This window comes from Frigoribacterium sp. Leaf164 (genome assembly GCF_001423665.1).
Lineage (GTDB): Bacteria > Actinomycetota > Actinomycetes > Actinomycetales > Microbacteriaceae > Frigoribacterium > Frigoribacterium endophyticum.
Genome location: NZ_LMOX01000001.1, coordinates 294849 through 311493 on the forward strand (window position 1 = coordinate 294849; position 16645 = coordinate 311493).

Genomic DNA, 16645 nt, shown 5'->3' on the forward strand with positions numbered 1-16645 from the left:
GGCCGCTTCTCGGTCCCACGACCTCCCCACCCGCACTCCACTCCGAGCCGCCCGCGCGGCCGACCGCCCGAGAAGGGGCCGCACCATGAGCACCAGCACCAGCACCAGCACCAGCACCAGCACCAGCACCAGCGCCACCCACCACGTCACCCGGATCGACCTCGACTCCCTCGGGCCCGTCGACGCCTCGTCGCCCGAGGCCGCCCTCGAGCGCACCATCGCGCTCACCGTGCTCGGCACGACGGGCGTCCACGCGCTCGGCACCCCCTCGGCACGCCTCGTCGGCGTCGTCCGGTCGCGCCTCGGCGCGGGCGGCGTGACCGGCGTGACCGTGACGCAGGCGTCGACCGGCCTGCAGGTCGACGTCGCCCTCGTGGCCGAGTACCCGACCAACGTCACGGAGCTCGCCGACAAGGTGCGCACGCAGGTCGGCCACGCGGTCGGCCAGCTCGATGGCGAGCCGGTCTCGGTCGACGTGTCGGTGGTCGACGTGCACGGCCCGTTCGACGACGTCGCCCCTGCCGCCGACGACGCGTCGCCCGACGCTGACGACGCGGAGCCGCGCCGTGGGGCGGACAACGAGGAGTCGCGGGTCGAGGACGGCGCACCGGCCGACGACCCGAGGTCGCTCGGTGAGCGCGCCTCCGACCTCGCCGACTCGGCGCGGACCGCGATCGCGGACGCCATCGACGGCACGGCCGACGCGGTGGACGACGCGTCCGGCGAGGCCCGCGACGCCGCGGCCCGTGACGCTTCCGCCCGTGACCCGAAGGCGGAGCCGGTCACGCACGACGACGCCGCCGCCGTCGAGTGGGAGCGCGCGGCCGACGGTCACGGCGACGACGGCGACCGCACCGGCCCCGTCGACGCCGAGCGCGACGCCGCGGACGCGGCCGTCGACGCCGCCGAGGCGGCTGCCCGCGCCGCGGAGGCCGCGGCCGACGCCGCCCGCGCCGCCGCCGCCGACGACGACGCCCGCCGGGCCTGACCCGGCCCCGCCCCGACCCGGCACGCCCTGACCGACCCGCCCTGACCCGACCGCACGCAGGAGGAACGACGATGTTCGGACGACGCACCACGACCAGCCGCCGACCGCACCGCCCCCGGGCGGTCTGGTGGGCCCTCGCCACCGGCCTGGTGGTCTGCCTGCTCGTCGTCGGCGGGGTCTTCGTGCCCGTGCTCGCCCTGATCGGCGCGGCCGACGGCGGCACCGCCGGTGCGCTCGACGTGCCCGTCGGGTCGATCGCGGGCGCGGCGGCGGTGGGCTTCCTGCTCGCGCTGGCGTTGCTCGGCCTGGTGTTCCTCTCCCGGCACGGCGCCCTGGCGTGGGTGCTGGCGGTGGCGGCGGTCGTCTCGACGCTGCTCGTGTCGCTCTGGCCGCTCTTCGCCACCGCCCTCGCCGGGGTCGACCAGGCCCGTGACGTGTGGCCCTTCATCCAGGACCTCGTGGCGCGGGCGGGCGTCGGCGGCTGACCCGCGCCTCCCGCACCGGCCTCGAGTGGTCGCCATCTGCTCCTGCCCGCCCCGGGGGAGAGCAGATCGCGACCACTCGGACGTGGGGCGGGGGTCAGGTCGTGAGGCGGAGGAGGACGACCGCGACGACGACGAGCGCACCGGCGCCCGCGACCGCGGCGACGACCCGAGCCCGCACGACGCCGGCGGCGGCCGCCGGCACCGTCCACAGCATCGGGACGAGCACCCAGTCGAGCAGGCGGAGATCGGCGGCCGGCCCGGTGAGCAGCCCCGACCCCGCCCCGGCGATCAGGGCCACCTGGGCGACGAGGAGCACCGCGAGGGCGGCGGAGAAGACGCCCGAGAAGCGGCTGCCCCGCTGGCGCGTCCGGACGAACGCCCTGACGACGAGGGCGGCGACCAAACAGGCGACGAGGATGCCGCCGGCGAGGGCCAGCAGCACGGCGCCCAGCCCCTCCCAGCCGCTCGGCGCCGCGACGACGGCCACGAGGAGCACGACGACGACGGTCGCGAGGCCGGCGAGGACGCCCGAGGCCACGGCGGCGAGCGACCGCCCGACGGTCAGCGGCACGGCGCCGACGGTGCCGCGCCAGCCGCCGCCGCGGAGCGCGGGCGGGAGGGTCGAGAGGTCGGGGAGGCCCTCCGGCCCCCGGTCGTCGTCGGTCATCTGCTGCTCCCCGCTGTCGGGCCCCCGGCCCGTCGCCCCGACGCTAGCGCAGCGGCGCCGAGTGGTCACGATCTGCTCCGCCCCGATCCGGATCGGAGCAGATCGTGACCGCTCGATCGTGGGCGGGTCAGGAGCCGCGGGGCGGCTGGGCGAGGTCGGCCAGCGCCGTCACCGTCAGCGTGCCGCCCGGCGGTCTGCCCACCAGCCAGCGGCGACGACTCCTTCGTGGTGCTGGAACGCCCTCAGGGTCGGCATCCCCTCGGGTGCCGGTCGCCGGGCCTTGTCGAAGAACGACCCCGCGACGGCGGCGAGCACGGCGTCGACGTCGTCAGCGGGCACGTCGGCCAGCAGGCGGTGCGAGCGGAGGACGGCCTCGACGTCGACGCGCTCGCCGCGCACGAGCACGTCGAGGAGGTAGAGGACGCCGTCGATCCAGCGGGCGCCGATCGCGGCCCACGGCCAGTCGACGAGCCACGCGGTGCCGTCGGCGTCGACGAGCACGTTGTCGGCGCGGCCGTCCAGGTGCAGCAGGTGGTCGCCCGCGGCGGCCTCGGCGGCCCGCGCGGCCGCCGCACGGAGCTCCGGGAGGTCGCGGCGCACCTCGTCCGGGAGCGCGTCGAGCGCACCGTCCGCCTCGAGCCGGTCCCAGCCGGCCGCCTCGCCGCCGAGTTCGTCGGCGGCCTCGGGCAGGCCCTCGAACGCGATCGACCCCCGGGCCACGGGCAGCGTCGCGAACGCGTCCAGGACGGCGTCGACGTCGGAGCCGTCGCGCGCCTCCCCGGGGTGCCGCCCCTCGACGTCGTCGAGGACGAGCGCGACCCAGTCGTCGGAGACCCACGACCCCAGCAGGGCGGGGGCCCGCACGCTGGCGGGCAGCGCCTCGGCGACGGCCAGCTCTCGTCGGTGCAGGTCGGCCGTCTCGGGGCTGCGGCGCCGGTCGGCCGTCTTGACGAAAGCTCGGCGGCCGTCCGCGGCGACGACGCGGTCGGCGCTGCCCGGTGAGAACCCGGCGACCTGGCTGACGGCGGTCACGACGGGGCTGCCGAGCACCCCGGCGACCGCCTCTCGCAGCTCGACGGGCAGGTCGTCCCAGCGGGCACGTGAGGGCGTGGAGTCCATCGGCCCACGCTAGCGCGCAGCGAGCGGCGGGCCGGCGGGTCAGGAGTCGCGGGGCGGCCGGGCGAGGTCGGCCAGCGCCTCGAGCGCCTCGCGGATCGCGGCGTCGGGTCGTTCGTCGTCGCTCTCGACGGCCCACCACCGGAGGGCCGCGTACGTGGCGGCGCTCAGCGCGTCGGCGAGGACGACGATCCGGACCGTCCCGACGAGGTCGGGCCGGCGCTCGGCGATGAACGCCGCGAGCGTCGTGGAGCGGCTGCCCATCCGCGAGCCCACCTGCGTCAGCAGCTCGGGGTGCGCCGCGATGATGCGCAGCCGGGCCCGCGTCGCGGCGAGGTCGAGCGCCGGCACCGCGAGGCCCGCGACGAACGCGTCGCCGTAGGCCCGGAGGAGGTCGCCGCCGGGCGGGCTCGACCGGAGCCTGCGCTGCATCTCGTCGCCGACTGGCTCGGCGCCGTCCCAGACGAGGTCGGCCTTCGTGGGGAAGTAGCGGAACAGGCTGCGGCGCCCGATGCCGGCCGCCTCGGCGACGTCGGCCATGCTGACCGCGTCGTAGCCGCGCTCCTCGAAGAGGGCGACGGCGGTGCGGGCGAGCGCCGCAGGGTCGATCTCGGCGGGGCGGCCCCGGGTCGGCCGGTCGCCCGCGGAGGCGGGGGCGTCGGCGTCGGCGGTCGGGGGCACGGTCCGAGGGTACCGGCGGTGCGGACGGTCCCGGTGATCAGCTCGCGGAAAGTACTTGCTAAAGTGGAAAGTACTTGCCTAGTGTGGAGGCAGACGGACGGGCACCGAGGCCCGGCCACCACCGAAGGAGCCCCGTCATGAACACCGAGACCCCCGCCTCCGCCCCCAGCCCCGACGAGGCCCGCCGCCTGCTCGCCGAGGCCCGCGCCACCGGCCGGCTCACGACCGCCGCGGCCGGCTGGCCCGCCGTCGCCGTGATGCTCTCGCTCGGCACCGCCGTCTCGATGGGCACCCTCGCGATGGGCCTGACGGCCGGCGCGAACTACCTCGTCGCCCTCGTCGGCCTCCTCGCGTGGGTGCTCGTCGTCGTCGTCTTCCAGCTCGCGGTGATGCGCTCGACCGCCGCCGGCGCCTCCCGCCGCTGGATCGGCTTCATCGTCGCCCTCTTCGTCGTCTACGTGCCGGCGATGATCGTCGTCGCGGGCTCCCAGGGGGAGGCGGTCGTCGCGACGTGCCTGCTGGCCGCGGCCCTCATGGCGATCACCGTGGGCTTCGCGGCCGTCGAGGCCCGGGAGGCCCGGCGATGAGCGATCCGCACCCGCGACTCCGCCTCTCCGAGGTGCTGCACCAGCCGGTGCGCTTCTCGATCACCGCCGCGCTGGCGGCCGCCGACCAGCTCGACTTCGGCGACCTCCGCGACGCCGTGCAGGTGACCGACTCCGCCCTCAGCAAGCAGATCAGCACGCTCGAGACGGCCGGCTTCGTCAGGGTCAAGAAGGGCTTCGTCGGCAAGCGGCCGCGCACGACGCTGTCGCTCACCGCGGCGGGGCGGACGGCGTGGGCCGAGCACCTGGCGACCCTCCGCGAGATCGCCGCCGGCTGAGCCGACCGCCCGAGTCTCGACCGACCGCCCGCGCCTCGACCGCCCGCGGGTGCACGATGGGGCGGCGGCGCCCTCGCCGCCCCGACGGAAGGACCACCCCGTGCAGATCGACCTCACCGGCAAGGCCGCCCTCGTGACGGGCTCGACCCAGGGCATCGGCCGCGCGATCGCGCTCGGCCTCGCCCGCTCGGGCGCGACGGTCGCGGTGAACGGGCGCACCGCCTCCCGCGTGGACGACGCGATCGCGGGGCTCCTCGACGACGCACCGGGCGCCTCCTTCACGGCCGCCCCCGGCGACGTCTCGACGGCGGAGGGCGCGCTCGCGGTGCAGGGCCTCGTGCCCGAGGTCGACGTGCTCGTCAACAACCTCGGCGTCTTCGGCTCGGCCGACCCGCTCTCGATCGACGACGACGAGTGGCGGCGCTACTTCGAGGTGAACGTGCTGTCGGCCGTGCGCCTGACCCGCCTCTACCTGCCCGGCATGACCGGCGCCGGCTGGGGCCGCGTGCTGAACATCGCGAGCGACTCGGCGATCGTGACGCCGGCCGAGATGATCCACTACGGCATGTCGAAGACGTCGCTGCTCGCCGTGTCGCGCGGCTTGGCGAAGGCCGCGGCGGGCACGGGCGTCACCGTCAACTCGGTCATCGCCGGGCCGACCCACACGGACGGCGTCGAGGACTTCGTCTACGAGCTCGTGCCCCGCGACCTGCCGTGGGAGGAGGCGCAGCACCGCTTCATGGTCGAGCACCGGCCGCAGTCGCTGCTGCAGCGGCTGATCGAGCCGGAGGAGATCGCGAACATGGTGGTGTACCTCGCGTCGCCGCTCGCCTCGGCCACGACGGGCGGGGCGCTGCGGGTCGACGGCGGGTACGTCGACTCGATCCTGCCCTGAGGCGGGGCGCGCGGGCGCGGCGTCGAGGTGACGCGTCCCGGGGCCTCGACGAGCGCGAGGGCCCAGGACGAGTCACCTCGACGTCGGGGCGCCGCCGCGGCTCAGTGCACGCGCCGCCCGTCGACCAGGTGCACCACGGCCACATCGCGCCCGCGCAGCGACGCGTCGTGCGTCGCCTCGACGACCGTCGCCCCGCGCGCCAGCTCCACGGCGACCGCCCGCCGGATCGCCGCCGTCGCCGCCGCGTCGACCCCGGCGGTCGGCTCGTCGAGCAGCAGCAGCTCGGCTCGCCGGGCCAGCCCCTGCGCGACCAGCGCGCGCTGGCGCTGACCGCCCGAGAGGCTCGCGAGCGGACGCCCGGCGAGCCCGACTATGTCGAGCGCCTCGAGGCTCTCGTCGACGATCGCGCGGTCGCTCCGGCGCAGCGGGCGCCACGCGCCGCGGTCGGCCCAGCGCCCCATCGACACGGTCTCGCGCACCGTGATCGGCAGCCGGTCGGTGACGGCGCTCCGCTGCACGACGACCGCCGTCGTCCGCCCGCGGGGCCGTACGACGGTGCCCGAGAGGTCGTCGTGCGTCCCGGCCAGCACGCTCAGCAGCGTCGATTTGCCCGAGCCGTTCGGCCCGACGAGCACGGTGAGCCGCCCCCGTGGCACGTCGACCGACACGTCGTCGAGCGCCACCGCCCCGTCGTGGCGGGCCGTCACGCCGACCAGACGAGCCAGGGGAGGGGCGTAGGGGCCTAGGGAGGCGCGGGTCGGGTCGAGGAGGGCGTCGGCGAGATCTGAGGCAGTCACATGAGAATCATAACGAGAATCGTTTTCATGTAGGGTCGCCGGGTGATGTTCCTCCTCGAGCCCTTCTCCACGGCCTTCCTGCTGCGCGCCCTCGTCGGCGGCGTGCTGGTCGCCGCGCTGTGCGGAGTCGTGGGCACCTGGGTCGTCGTCCGCGGCGCGGCCTTCCTCGGCGAGGCCATGGCCCACGGGGTGCTGCCCGGCGTCGCGACCGCCGCCCTGCTCGGCCTGCCGCCGGTGCTCGGCGCCGCCGTCAGCGCGAGCGTCATGACCGCCGGGGTGAGCATCGCCTCCCGCCGCTCGCGGGTCTCGCCCGACACGGCCATCGGCCTGCTCTACGTCGCCCTGCTCAGCCTCGGCGTCGTGATCGTCTCGCGCTCCCGGTCGTTCGCCACCGACCTCACCGCCGTGCTCTTCGGCGACGTGCTCGCGATCGACGCCGGCGACCTGGGCTTCCTGGCCGTCGCCCTCGTCGTCGCGGTCGCGGTCGTCGTCGCCTTCCACCGACCGTTCGTCGCCCTCGCCTTCGACCCCCGGGTGGCGCGCACCTCGGGCCTCCGGCCGCAGCTCGCCCAGGTGGTGCTGATCGGGCTGGTCACGCTCGTCGTGGTGGCGTCGTACCAGGCCGTCGGCAGCCTGCTCGTCGTCGGCCTGCTGCTCGGCCCCGCGGTCGCGGCCGGCCACTGGATGCGCCGCATCCCGACCACGATGCTGCTCGCCGCCGCCCTCGGCGCCGTCGCCGTCGTCGTGGGGCTCCTCGTCTCGTGGCACGCCTCCACGGCGGCCGGCGCGAGCATCGCGTTCGTCGCGGTGGCCCTCACGGCCGTGTCGGCGGCGGTCCGCGCGACGGCCACGCGCCTCCGGCGCCCCTCCTCCACCTCCGACGCGCACGGCGCGTCGACCGCCCTGCCCGCCCCGACCCCGAAGGAGACGGTCCACCCGTGACCTCGCGCCCCGCCCGCACCTCCCGCCGCCCCGCCCGCTCGTCGACCGTCGGTCGCCGTGCCCTCCTCCTGCCCGTGGCCGTCGCGTCCGCGCTCGCGCTCGCCGCGTGCGGCAGCGGCCCGGCGGCCGACACCGCCGACGCCGCCGCCGACCCCGACGCCGCCGCGACCGCCACCTCGGGGGCCGGCCACGGCTTCGTGGAGGGCGCCGACGAGCTCCAGGAGCCGCAGCTCCGCCTCGTGGCCCTCGCCGACGGCGCCCTGACCGCCTTCGACCCGGCCACCGAGCAGAGCGTCACCCTCGCCGAGGGGGTCGACGCGACCCGGCTCGGCACCGACGGCCGGTACGTCCTGGCGTCGACCGACGACGGCGCCGTGACCCTCGTCGACGGCGGGGCGTGGACGGTGCCGCACGGCGACCACTCCCACTACTACCTGGCCGACCCGCGCGTCGTCGCGGAGCCCGGCGAGATCGACGGCGGCGACGGAGCGGGGGAGGCGCGCATCGCCTCGAGCGCCTCGCTCACGGCCGTCGCCTTCGACGGCTCGGGGACGGGCGTCGTGCTCGACGGCGAGGCGCTGGCCGACGGCGAGCTCGACGAGCGGGCGCGGGTCGAGGGACTCGGTGCCGAGGGCGTGCTCGTGCCGCTCGGCGGCCTGCTGGTCGCGAGCACTGCGACGGGCGCCGCCGGCGAGGACGTGGCCGACGCCGTCCGTGTCCGCACGGCCGAGGGCGACGAGGTCGACGGTAGCGTCGCCTCCTGCCCCGACCTCCGTGGCGCCGCCGCGACCCGGGTCGGCGTCGTCGTGGGCTGCTCCGACGGCGCCCTGCTGGTCACCGAGGGCGACGACGGCTCGTCCGCCGTGGTCGAGCGCATCCCGTACCCCGCGGGCACCGCGCCCGCCGACGTCGCGACCGCGTTCGAGCAGCGCCCCGGCCGACCCGCCCTCGCGGCCGTCGCCGGCACCCGCGGTGCCTGGCTGCTCGACGCGCGGGCCCGCGCCTGGACCCTGATCGAGACCCCCGAACCGCTGCTGCGTGCGACCGCGGTCGGCGACCCCGACGACACGGTCGTCGGGGTCGACGCCTCCGGGCGCGTGGTCGTCCTGTCGCCCGACGGGCTCGTGGCGCAGACCGAGCCGCTGCTCGCCGGCGACCTCGTCGACGGTGCCCTGCCCGAGGGCGTCCGGCTCGAGGTCGACGCCTCGCGCAGCTACGTGGCCTCGCCGTCGACCGGCCAGGTGCACGAGATCGACCACGCCGACGCGGCCCGCGTCGCGCGCAGCTTCGCCCTGCCGGCGAGCCTCCTGGTGGAGACGGGCCGATGAGCGCCGCGCGCACCGCCCTCGCCGCCGCCGTCGCGGCGGGTGCCCTGCTCGCCGCCGCCGGCTGCACGGCCGCCGGCCCGGGCACCGCCGGCACCGGCGACCGGCCGCGCGTCGTCGTGACGACGAACATCCTCGGCGACGTCGTCGGCGAGCTCGTCGGCGACCAGGTCGACGTCGTCACCCTGATGCCCCCGGGCGCCGACCCGCACTCCGTCGAGATCTCCGCCCGCGAGGCGGCCGAGATTCTCGACGCCGACCTCGTCGTCTCGAACGGCCTGGGCCTCGAGGAGGGGCTGCAGCAGCACGTCGACGCGGCCGGGGCGGCGGGCGTGCCGGTCGTCGAGGCGGGCGACCTGATCGAGCCGCTCGCCTACGTCGACGGCGACGCGGAGGGCGAGCCCGACCCGCACCTCTGGACCGACACGGGGCGCGTGCTCGACGTCGTCGACGGGCTCGAGCCCGTGCTGGCGACCGAGGTCGACGGGATCGACGTCGACCGCCTGACCGCCGCCACCGCCTCCTACCGGTCCGAGCTCGAGACGCTCGACGCCGAGCTGACCGCGACGTTCGCGGCGATCCCGGCCGAGCGCCGCGCGCTCGTGACGAACCACCACGTCTTCGGCTACCTCGCCGAGCGCTGGGGCTTCCGGGTCGTCGGGGCGGTGCTGCCGAGCGGCACGACCCTGGCGGCGCCGAGCGCCTCTGACCTCGACGACCTCACCGACGCGATCGAGGAGGCGGGGGTCGCCACGATCTTCGCCGACTCGTCCCAGCCCGACCGGCTGGTGCAGGTGCTCGCCGACGAGGCCGACGTCGACGTCGAGGTCGTCGCCCTGCACACCGAGTCGCTCAGCGCCCCCGGCGGGGGCGCCGCCACGTACCTCGAGATGATGCGCTCGAACGAGCAGCTCATCTCGCACGGCCTGTCTCCCTGACCGGCCGCCACCCCGAAGGAAGGACCCCATGACCCAGCGACACCAGCGACACCCGCGACGCCGTCGAGGCCTGGCCGGGCTCGCGCTCACGGCCGGCGCGGCCCTCGCCCTCACCGCCTGCTCGGGAGGCGCGGGCACCGACGCCGAGGCCGGCGCGGGCTCCGAGGCCGGCGGCACCACCGCCTCCGCCGCGCAGCCCCGCGTGGCCCTCACCTACGACGGCGGGCTGCTCGTGCTCGACGCCGACACCCTCGAGCAGCGGGCCGACATCGAGCTGGCCGGCTTCAACCGCGTCAACTCGTCCGGCGACGGGCGCCACGTGCTCGTCTCCACCACCGACGGCTTCCAGGTGCTCGACACGGGCGCCTGGACCACGGCCGACGGCGAGCACCGCGTCGCCGAGCCCGAGCTGACCGACCTCGTCTTCGACGCTCCGACCCCCGGCCACGTCGTGCGCCACGGCGACAAGACGATCCTCTTCTCCGACGGCACGGGCGAGACGACGGTCTTCGACACCGCCGACCTGCTCGACGCCTCGTCGACCGGCGAGCTGCCCGAGACCGAGCAGATCCCGGCGCCCGAGGCCCACCACGGCGTCTCGATCGAACTCGAGGACGGCACCCTTCTGACGACCATCGGCGACAGCGAGGGCCGAACCGGCGTGCGGGCGCTCGACGCCGACCGCGACGAGGTCGCGCGCAGCGAGGAGTGCCCGTCGGTGCACGGCGAGGGCACGACGGCTGACGAGGTGGCCGTGTTCGGCTGCAGCGACGGCGTGCTGGTCTACGACGACGGCACGTTCACCAAGCTGCCCGCCGCGGACGCCTACGGCCGCACGGGCAACGCGTACGTCACCGACTCGTCGCCGGTGATGTTCGGCGACTACAACTCGGACCCCGACTCCGAGGGCTACGAGCTCACGCAGCTGACGATGGTCGACACCGCGGCGAAGTCGTCGAGCGTGGTCGACCTGCCCGAGGGCGTCGCCTACACCTGGAAGGGCGTCGCCCGCACCGCCGACGACGACGTGCTCGTGCTCGGCACCGACGGGGCGCTGCACCGCCTCGACGGCCAGACCGGCGAGGCCACCGACTCGTGGCCGGTCATCGACCCGTGGACGGGCCCGGCCGAGTGGCAGGACTCGCACCCGAGCCTGACCGTGGTCGGCGACTCGGCGTACGTGACCGACGCGTCGACGCGCTCGATCCACCGCGTCGACGCGGCGACCGGCGAGGTGCTGGCCTCGGCCGAGCTGCCGGCCGCGCCGAACGAGATCGCCGTCGTCACGGGCTGACGCCCGAGCGACGAGCCGACGCCCCGGGGAGGCGCGGTGCCGGTGCGACCGGCAGCGCGCCTCCCCGGGGTCCGTCCGTCGTGGAGCGCCCGCGCCTCAGGCCGTCGGCTCGGCGACGACGTGGTGCCGCCCGAGCGGGAGCATCATCGGCGCGCCCGTCGTGGGGTCGGCGACCACACGGCTGTCGAGGCCGAACACGGCTCGGACGCAGTCCTCCGTCAGCACCTCGGCGGGGGCGCCCGCGGCGTGCACCCGGCCCGCCGCGAGGGCGACGAGGTGGTCGGCGTAGCGCGCCGCGAGGTTGAGGTCGTGCAGCACCATGACGATCGTCGTGCCGCGACGGCGGTTGAGGTCGGTCAGCAGGTCGAGCACCTCGACCTGGTGGCTGACGTCGAGGAAGGTCGTCGGCTCGTCGAGCAGCAGCACGTCGGTCTGCTGGGCGAGGGCCATGGCGATCCAGACGCGCTGGCGCTGGCCGCCCGAGAGCTCGTCGACCGACCGGTCGGCGAGGGCGGTCGTCTCGGTGGCCTCGAGCGCCTCGGCGACGGCGCGGTCGTCGTCGCTGCTCCAGCGCGAGAGCAGGCCCTGGTGCGGGTGGCGGCCGCGGCCGACGAGGTCGGCGACCGTGATGCCCTCCGGCGCGACGGGCGACTGCGGCAGCAGGCCGAGGGTGCGGGCGAGCTGGCGCGCCGGGGTGCGGTGCACCTCGCGCCCGTCGAGCACGACCTGGCCCGACCGGGGCTTGAGGAGGCGCGACATCGACCGCAGGAGCGTCGACTTGCCGCAGGCGTTGGCCCCCACGATGGCGGTGATCCGCCCGGGCGGCACGACGAGGCTGAGGTCGTCGACGACGGTGAGCTCGCCGTAGCCGAGGGTGAGGTGCTCGGCGTCGAGCGTGTGGTCGGCGGTCACAGGGAGCCTCCCGATCGGTTGGTGCGGACGATGAGCCAGATCAGGTACGGAGCGCCGAGCACGCCCGTGACGACCCCGACCGGGAAGCGCGTGCCGAGCGCGTACTGCCCGACGACGTCGGCGACGAGCACGAGCAGGGCGCCCACCAGGGCCGACGGCACGAGCAGCGAGCCGCTCGGCCCGACCAGGCGGGCCGCGATCGGCCCGGAGAGGAAGGCCACGAACGCGATCGGCCCGCAGGCGGCCGTCGCGAACGAGATGAGCCCGACCGCGGCGACGATGACCACGAGGCGCGTGCGGTCGACCCGCACGCCGAGCGCCGACGCAGCGTCGTCGCCGAGCTGCGTCGCCGCGAGGTCGCGCGACCGGCTGAGCAGCAGCGGCGTCAGCACGACCAGGGCCACGAGCACGGGCACGACCTGGGGCCAGCTGCTGCCGTTGAGGCTGCCGGTGAGCCAGCGGGTCGCCTCCTGCAGGTCCCACTGCGCCGCGTTCGACAGCACGTACGCCGTCAGGCTGTCGAGCATCGCGGCGACGCCGATGCCGACGAGCACGAGCCGAGTGCCGGCGACCCCGCCGCGCTTCGACAGCAGGTAGACGAGCACCGCGACCGCGAGGCCGGCGGCGATGGCGAAGGCCGAGACCTGGCCGTCGTCGAGCGACAGCGTCACGATGGCGAAGGCGGCGGCGGCGCTGGCCCCCGAGCTGATGCCGATGATGTCGGGGCTCGCGAGCGGGTTGCGGAGCATCGTCTGGAAGGTCACGCCGCCGAGGCCGAAGCAGAGGCCCGCGGCCACGGCGAGCACCGCGCGGGGGAGGCGGAGGCGACCGACCGTGAACGTCGCGCCGGGCACGTCCTGCCCGAGCACCACGCCCAGCACCTCGCCGGGCCCGTAGAAGGTGCGGCCGACCATGAGGCTCAGCACGAAGACGACGACGAGGGCGGCGACGAGCACGCCGACCACGGCGCGGCGTCGGCGGCCCCGCCGGGCACGGCCCGCGGCGACCGAGGCGGCGACGGCGTCGAGGCGGCTCGAGCCGGGGCGGGCGGGCTCGCCGCCGGCGCCGCGGGGCGGCACGGGCGTCGACGCCCGGAGGTCGGTCGGCGCGCTCACAGGGCCTTCACCTTCGAGCGTCGGACGATCCAGATGAACACGGGCGCTCCGATCAGGGCGGTGACGATCCCGACGTCGATCTCGGCCGGGCGGGCCACGACGCGGCCGACGACGTCGGCGCCCGTGAGCAGCACGGCGCCGGCGACGGCCGAGAAGGGCAGCAGCCAGCGGTGGTCGACGCCGGTGAGCAGCCGGCAGGCGTGCGGCACGACGAGGCCGACGAAGCCGATCGGGCCGGTGACGGCGGTGGCCGCCCCGCAGAGCACGACGGCGCCGAGCGCGGCGGCCCCGCGGGCGACGGCGACGCGCTCGCCGAGGCCGGCTGCGAGGTCGTCGCCGAGGGCGAGGGAGTTGAGGGCCTTGGCCGAGAGCAGGCAGACGACGACGCCCACGACGAGGAAGGGCGCGACCTGCTCGAGGCTCGCCCAGGTGCCGCCGCCGACCCCGCCGATCTGCCACGAGCGGATGCTCGACGCGATGTCGCCCCGGGGCAGCGCGATCGCGGTGATGAACGAGGCCAGGGCCGCCGAGGTGGCCGCGCCGGCGAGCGCGAGCTTGAGCGGCGTCGCCCCGCCCCGGCCGAGCGAGCCGATCGCGTAGACGACCAGCGCCGTGGCGCCGGCGCCCGCGACGGCGACCCAGATCGTCGTGGTCGAGGCGCTGAGGCCGAAGAACGCGATGCCCGCGACGACGGCGAGGGAGGCGCCGGTGTTGACCCCGAGGATCCCCGGGTCGGCCAGGGGGTTGCGCGTCACGCCCTGCATCACGGCGCCGGAGACGGCGAGGGCCGCGCCCGCCGCGACGGCGAGGACGGTGCGCGGCACCCGCTTCGCGACCGACGCGCGGTCGAAGCCGTCGGTCGCGCCGCCGAGGGCCGCCCACACGTCGGCGAGCGACACGTCGCGCGAGCCGACCGTCACGCTGAGCAGCACCACGCCGACCAGCACGGCCACCAGCACGAGCAGCCAGACGGCGCGCAGACGCCGCGGGCGTCGCACGACGGCGACGCCCGCGGCGGGCAGCGGGGGGGCTGTGGTCACTACGACTTCGCGGCGGCCTGCGAGAGGAGGTCGACGTAGTCGTCGAGGATCCACGAGATCGACAGCGGCGTCGGGTTGGCGGCCGTGCCGAGCGGGGTGGTGCCGGGCAGGGCGACGATGGCGCCGTTCTTCACCGCGGGCATCTGCGAGAGCACGGGGTCGGCCTCGAGGGCGTCGACGAGGGTCTCGTCGCCGTAGGTGACGATCACGTCGACGTCGTCGAACGCGTCGGCCTGCTCGGCGCTCTGCGTCAGCGAGAACAGCTCGGTCGCGTCGCTGGCCTCGGTGATGCTGCCGGGCTGCTCGAGGCCGAGGTCGTCGAAGAACTGCACGCGGGTGTCGTGCGTCGTGTAGAAGCTGACCTCGCTGAGGTCGCCGGTGTCGACGTGGGTGAGGAACATCGCCGAGGTGCCGGCGAGCTCGGGGTGGGCGTCGGCGGTGTCGCTGATCTCGGACTCGAGGTCGCTGACCAGCTGCTCGCCCTCGTCGGCCATGCCCATGGCCTCGCTGTTGAGCTCGATCATGTCGCGCCAGGCGGTGCCCCACGCGGTCTCGGGGTAGGCGACGACGGGCGCGATCTCGCTGAGGGTGTCGTAGTCCTCCTGCGTCAGGCCCGAGTACGCGGCGAGGATGACGTCGGGGTCGGTGTCGGCCACGGCCTCGAAGTCGATGCCGTCGGTCTCGTCGAAGAGCACGGGGGTCTCGGCGTCGAGCTCGGTGAGCTTCTCCTCGACCCAGGGCAGCAGGCCGTCGCCGTCGTCGTCGCCGAAGTTCGCGGCGGCCATCCCGACGGGCACGACGCCGAGGGCCAGCGGCACCTCGTGGTTCGCCCAGGCGACCGTGGCGACGCGCTCGGGCTTCGTCTCGATCGTCGTCGTGCCGAGGGCGTGCTCGATCGTGATCGGCGTGAACCCGGACGACCCCGAGGAGGCGTCGGTCGAGTCGCCGGCGTCGGCGGAGCACCCGGCGAGGCCGAGGGCGAGGGCGGATGCTGCGCTGATCGCGAGCAGGCGCGTGGTGCGGGGCATGGGTGTCCTTCCGGGACGGGTGCAGGGGCCCGGCTCGACGCTCCGGGAGGGCGTGCTCGGGAGCACGCCGCGTCGGAGGGGCGCTCGTGATCGGAGCGACCCGTGGTCGGCCTTAGGTGAGCCTTACCTTAGCAGTGGCCCCGCCGCGATCGGCAAGCCGGTCGTTCGGCGTCGAGTGATCGTCACCCTCTGCTGTCGGGGGTGCCGGGTAGACAAGGGGCGATGACTCCCTCGCCGCTGCTCGACGTCCGTCGCATCTACGCCGAGCCCGAGGCTGCGGCCTCGCCCCGAGGGCAGGAGATCATCGGGCGCTGGCCCGAGGCCACGGTCGTGCCGGTCGAGTCGCACTGGCGCATCCCCGAGGTGCACGGCGACGAGGCGAACGTGCGCCGGTGGGTGCGCATCAAGACCGAGGCCCTCGTGCTCGGCGTCAAGAAGAGCGTCGTCACCCGGCCGAACGGGCGCTCGGCCGACTTCATCGCCCCGTCGCTGGCGAACGGCTGCGCGATGGCCTGCGTCTACTGCTACGTGCCGCGGCGCAAGGGCTACAGCAACCCCGTCACGCTCTTCACGAACGTCGAGCAGATCTCGCGGCACCTCGCGCGTCACGTGCAGAAGCAGGGCCCGAAGACCGAGCCGAACCAGTGCGACCCCGAGGCGTGGGTCTACGACATCGGCGAGAACAGCGACTGCTCGGTCGACGCGCTGCTCGCCGAGAACGTGCGCGACGTCTGCGAGCTCTTCCGCATGACGCCGACGGCCAAGGCCTCGTTCGCCACGAAGTACGTCAACCGCGACCTGCTCGACTGGGACCCCCAGGGCCGCTCGCGCATCCGTTTCTCGCTGATGCCGGCGGAGGTCGCCAAGGTCACCGACCTCCGCACGAGCCCGATGAGCGAGCGGATCGCCGCGGTGAACGACTTCGTCGCGGCGGGGTGGGAGGTGCACCTCAACTTCTCGCCGGTGATCATGACGCCGGGGTGGCTCGACGACTGGCGCGAGCTGCTGCGGGAGGTCGACGACGTGCTGTCGCCGGCGGCCAAGGAGCAGGCGGCGGCGGAGATGATCTTCCTGACGCACAACGCCGCCCTGCACGAGGTGAACGAGCGCTGGCACCCGAGGGGCGAGGAGCTGATCTGGCGCCCTGACCTCCAGGAGGCCAAGACCTCCGAGAACGGGGCGGAGAACCTGCGCTACCGGTACGACCTCAAGGCACAGGGGGTCGCCGCCCTCACGGCGCTCGTCGCCGAGGTCGCGCCGTGGTGCCGCATCCGGTACGCCTTCTGACCGGGGAGGTACCCTTGTCGTCGTGTCCGCCTCCCTCAGTTCGTCGTCGTGCCGTCGTGCGCGCGTGCGGGCTCAGGCGTTCCCCAACCGCCTGGTGCTGACGAAGCGCACCTGCGGCACGAACGGCTGGATGAGCCTCTGGGGCAGCAACGCCCACGGCGAGATCGCCGGCTGCCCGCCGCCAGCGGCGTAGACCTGCGGGCCCCGAGCCCGGCAGGTCGCCCCCCGACCCGTCACCGCTCGACTCGACCC

At 75.5% G+C, this 16645-nt stretch carries 19 protein-coding genes; 11 read left to right on the plus strand and 8 right to left on the minus strand.

What is annotated here, in order from left to right; genetic code table 11:
* Positions 1–85 precede the first annotated feature (85 nt).
* The gene (locus tag ASF82_RS01345; RefSeq protein ID WP_056052405.1) at positions 86–988 is read left to right on the plus strand and encodes an Asp23/Gls24 family envelope stress response protein; all 903 of its coding nucleotides are present in this window, start codon (positions 86–88) and stop codon (positions 986–988) included.
* A 71-nt stretch (positions 989–1059) separates the two neighbouring features.
* Positions 1060–1473 carry a hypothetical protein gene (locus tag ASF82_RS01350; RefSeq protein ID WP_056052408.1) on the plus strand — a complete coding sequence of 138 codons (414 nt, stop codon included), beginning with the start codon at positions 1060–1062 and terminating at the stop codon, positions 1471–1473.
* 94 nt (positions 1474–1567) lie between these two features.
* On the opposite strand, the gene ASF82_RS01355 is transcribed toward ASF82_RS01350, so the two are convergent.
* The 3 genes from ASF82_RS01355 to ASF82_RS01365 form a co-directional block, all read right to left on the minus strand.
* The gene (locus ASF82_RS01355) at positions 1568–2140 is read right to left on the minus strand and encodes a hypothetical protein (RefSeq protein ID WP_056052411.1); all 573 of its coding nucleotides are present in this window, start codon (positions 2138–2140) and stop codon (positions 1568–1570) included.
* Between the two features lie 174 nt (positions 2141–2314).
* On the minus strand, positions 2315–3259 hold the full coding sequence (locus ASF82_RS01360) for a hypothetical protein (RefSeq protein ID WP_056052414.1): 945 nt from the start codon (positions 3257–3259) through the stop codon (positions 2315–2317).
* Between the two features lie 39 nt (positions 3260–3298).
* Complete coding sequence (locus ASF82_RS01365) at positions 3299–3937, minus strand: TetR/AcrR family transcriptional regulator (RefSeq protein WP_056052417.1); 639 nt, start codon at positions 3935–3937, stop codon at positions 3299–3301.
* A gap of 137 nt (positions 3938–4074) precedes the next feature.
* On the opposite strand from ASF82_RS01365, the gene ASF82_RS01370 reads away from it, so the two are divergent.
* From ASF82_RS01370 to ASF82_RS01380, 3 genes are all read left to right on the plus strand, one after another.
* Entirely contained in the window at positions 4075–4524 is a 450-nt protein-coding gene (locus ASF82_RS01370; RefSeq protein ID WP_056052420.1) for a hypothetical protein, read from the plus strand.
* Positions 4521–4820 carry a transcriptional regulator gene (locus tag ASF82_RS01375; protein WP_056052422.1) on the plus strand — a complete coding sequence of 100 codons (300 nt, stop codon included), beginning with the start codon at positions 4521–4523 and terminating at the stop codon, positions 4818–4820. The genes ASF82_RS01370 and ASF82_RS01375 overlap by 4 nt, the downstream gene beginning before the upstream one ends.
* Before the next feature lie 100 nt (positions 4821–4920).
* The gene (locus tag ASF82_RS01380; RefSeq protein WP_056052424.1) at positions 4921–5715 is read left to right on the plus strand and encodes an SDR family NAD(P)-dependent oxidoreductase; all 795 of its coding nucleotides are present in this window, start codon (positions 4921–4923) and stop codon (positions 5713–5715) included.
* A 101-nt stretch (positions 5716–5816) separates the two neighbouring features.
* Here ASF82_RS01380 and aztA read toward each other — a convergent pair whose 3' ends face one another.
* Positions 5817–6512 (minus strand): zinc ABC transporter ATP-binding protein AztA, encoded by a 696-nt coding sequence (gene aztA / locus ASF82_RS01385; protein WP_235491128.1) that lies wholly within the window; start codon positions 6510–6512, stop codon positions 5817–5819.
* A 42-nt stretch (positions 6513–6554) separates the two neighbouring features.
* Here aztA and aztB point away from each other — a divergent pair, with 42 nt between their 5' ends.
* From aztB to aztD, 4 genes are read left to right on the plus strand one after another with little or no spacing between them, the layout of a single operon-like run.
* Positions 6555–7454, plus strand: coding sequence for a zinc ABC transporter permease AztB (gene aztB, locus ASF82_RS01390; protein ID WP_156369881.1), 900 nt, complete (start codon positions 6555–6557; stop codon positions 7452–7454).
* Entirely contained in the window at positions 7451–8782 is a 1332-nt protein-coding gene (locus ASF82_RS01395) for a hypothetical protein (protein ID WP_056052430.1), read from the plus strand. Before aztB ends, ASF82_RS01395 begins: the two co-directional genes overlap by 4 nt.
* Positions 8779–9717, plus strand: a complete 939-nt coding sequence (gene aztC, locus ASF82_RS01400; protein ID WP_056052434.1) for a zinc ABC transporter substrate-binding protein AztC — start codon at positions 8779–8781, stop codon at positions 9715–9717. Before ASF82_RS01395 ends, aztC begins: the two co-directional genes overlap by 4 nt.
* Positions 9718–9745: 28 nt before the next feature.
* The gene (gene aztD, locus ASF82_RS01405; RefSeq protein ID WP_056052437.1) at positions 9746–11011 is read left to right on the plus strand and encodes a zinc metallochaperone AztD; all 1266 of its coding nucleotides are present in this window, start codon (positions 9746–9748) and stop codon (positions 11009–11011) included.
* A gap of 96 nt (positions 11012–11107) precedes the next feature.
* Here aztD and ASF82_RS01410 read toward each other — a convergent pair whose 3' ends face one another.
* The 4 genes from ASF82_RS01410 to ASF82_RS01425 are packed head-to-tail and all read right to left on the minus strand — an operon-like array spanning position 11108 to position 15106.
* Positions 11108–11923, minus strand: a complete 816-nt coding sequence (locus ASF82_RS01410) for an ABC transporter ATP-binding protein (protein WP_056052440.1) — start codon at positions 11921–11923, stop codon at positions 11108–11110.
* A complete protein-coding gene (locus tag ASF82_RS01415) occupies positions 11920–13038 on the minus strand; it encodes an iron chelate uptake ABC transporter family permease subunit (protein WP_235491129.1) in 1119 nt (372 codons plus the stop codon). The genes ASF82_RS01410 and ASF82_RS01415 overlap by 4 nt, the downstream gene beginning before the upstream one ends.
* Complete coding sequence (locus tag ASF82_RS01420; RefSeq protein WP_200931959.1) at positions 13035–14078, minus strand: iron ABC transporter permease; 1044 nt, start codon at positions 14076–14078, stop codon at positions 13035–13037. Before ASF82_RS01420 ends, ASF82_RS01415 begins: the two co-directional genes overlap by 4 nt.
* Complete coding sequence (locus ASF82_RS01425; protein WP_056052442.1) at positions 14078–15106, minus strand: iron-siderophore ABC transporter substrate-binding protein; 1029 nt, start codon at positions 15104–15106, stop codon at positions 14078–14080. Before ASF82_RS01425 ends, ASF82_RS01420 begins: the two co-directional genes overlap by 1 nt.
* Before the next feature lie 222 nt (positions 15107–15328).
* Between ASF82_RS01425 and ASF82_RS01430 the strand changes: the two genes are divergently transcribed.
* Both ASF82_RS01430 and ASF82_RS15425 read left to right on the plus strand, forming a co-directional pair.
* Complete coding sequence (locus ASF82_RS01430) at positions 15329–16393, plus strand: spore photoproduct lyase family protein (protein WP_056052445.1); 1065 nt, start codon at positions 15329–15331, stop codon at positions 16391–16393.
* A gap of 22 nt (positions 16394–16415) precedes the next feature.
* Complete coding sequence (locus tag ASF82_RS15425; protein WP_156369882.1) at positions 16416–16586, plus strand: hypothetical protein; 171 nt, start codon at positions 16416–16418, stop codon at positions 16584–16586.
* Positions 16587–16645: the final 59 nt, after the last annotated feature.

Bases quoted from the DNA above. Each gene is read 5' to 3' on its own strand.
- aztD (WP_056052437.1), top strand. From the start codon at position 9,746: ATGACCCAGCGACACCAGCGACACCCGCGACGCCGTCGAGGCCTGGCC.
- ASF82_RS01345 (WP_056052405.1), top strand. From the start codon at position 86: ATGAGCACCAGCACCAGCACCAGCACCAGCACCAGCACCAGCACCAGC.
- ASF82_RS01425 (WP_056052442.1), bottom strand. From the start codon at position 15,106: ATGCCCCGCACCACGCGCCTGCTCGCGATCAGCGCAGCATCCGCCCTC.
- ASF82_RS01370 (WP_056052420.1), top strand. From the start codon at position 4,075: ATGAACACCGAGACCCCCGCCTCCGCCCCCAGCCCCGACGAGGCCCGC.
- ASF82_RS01360 (WP_056052414.1), bottom strand. From the start codon at position 3,259: ATGGACTCCACGCCCTCACGTGCCCGCTGGGACGACCTGCCCGTCGAG.
- ASF82_RS01350 (WP_056052408.1), top strand. From the start codon at position 1,060: ATGTTCGGACGACGCACCACGACCAGCCGCCGACCGCACCGCCCCCGG.
- ASF82_RS01375 (WP_056052422.1), top strand. From the start codon at position 4,521: ATGAGCGATCCGCACCCGCGACTCCGCCTCTCCGAGGTGCTGCACCAG.
- ASF82_RS01355 (WP_056052411.1), bottom strand. From the start codon at position 2,140: ATGACCGACGACGACCGGGGGCCGGAGGGCCTCCCCGACCTCTCGACC.
- ASF82_RS01430 (WP_056052445.1), top strand. From the start codon at position 15,329: ATGACTCCCTCGCCGCTGCTCGACGTCCGTCGCATCTACGCCGAGCCC.
- aztC (WP_056052434.1), top strand. From the start codon at position 8,779: ATGAGCGCCGCGCGCACCGCCCTCGCCGCCGCCGTCGCGGCGGGTGCC.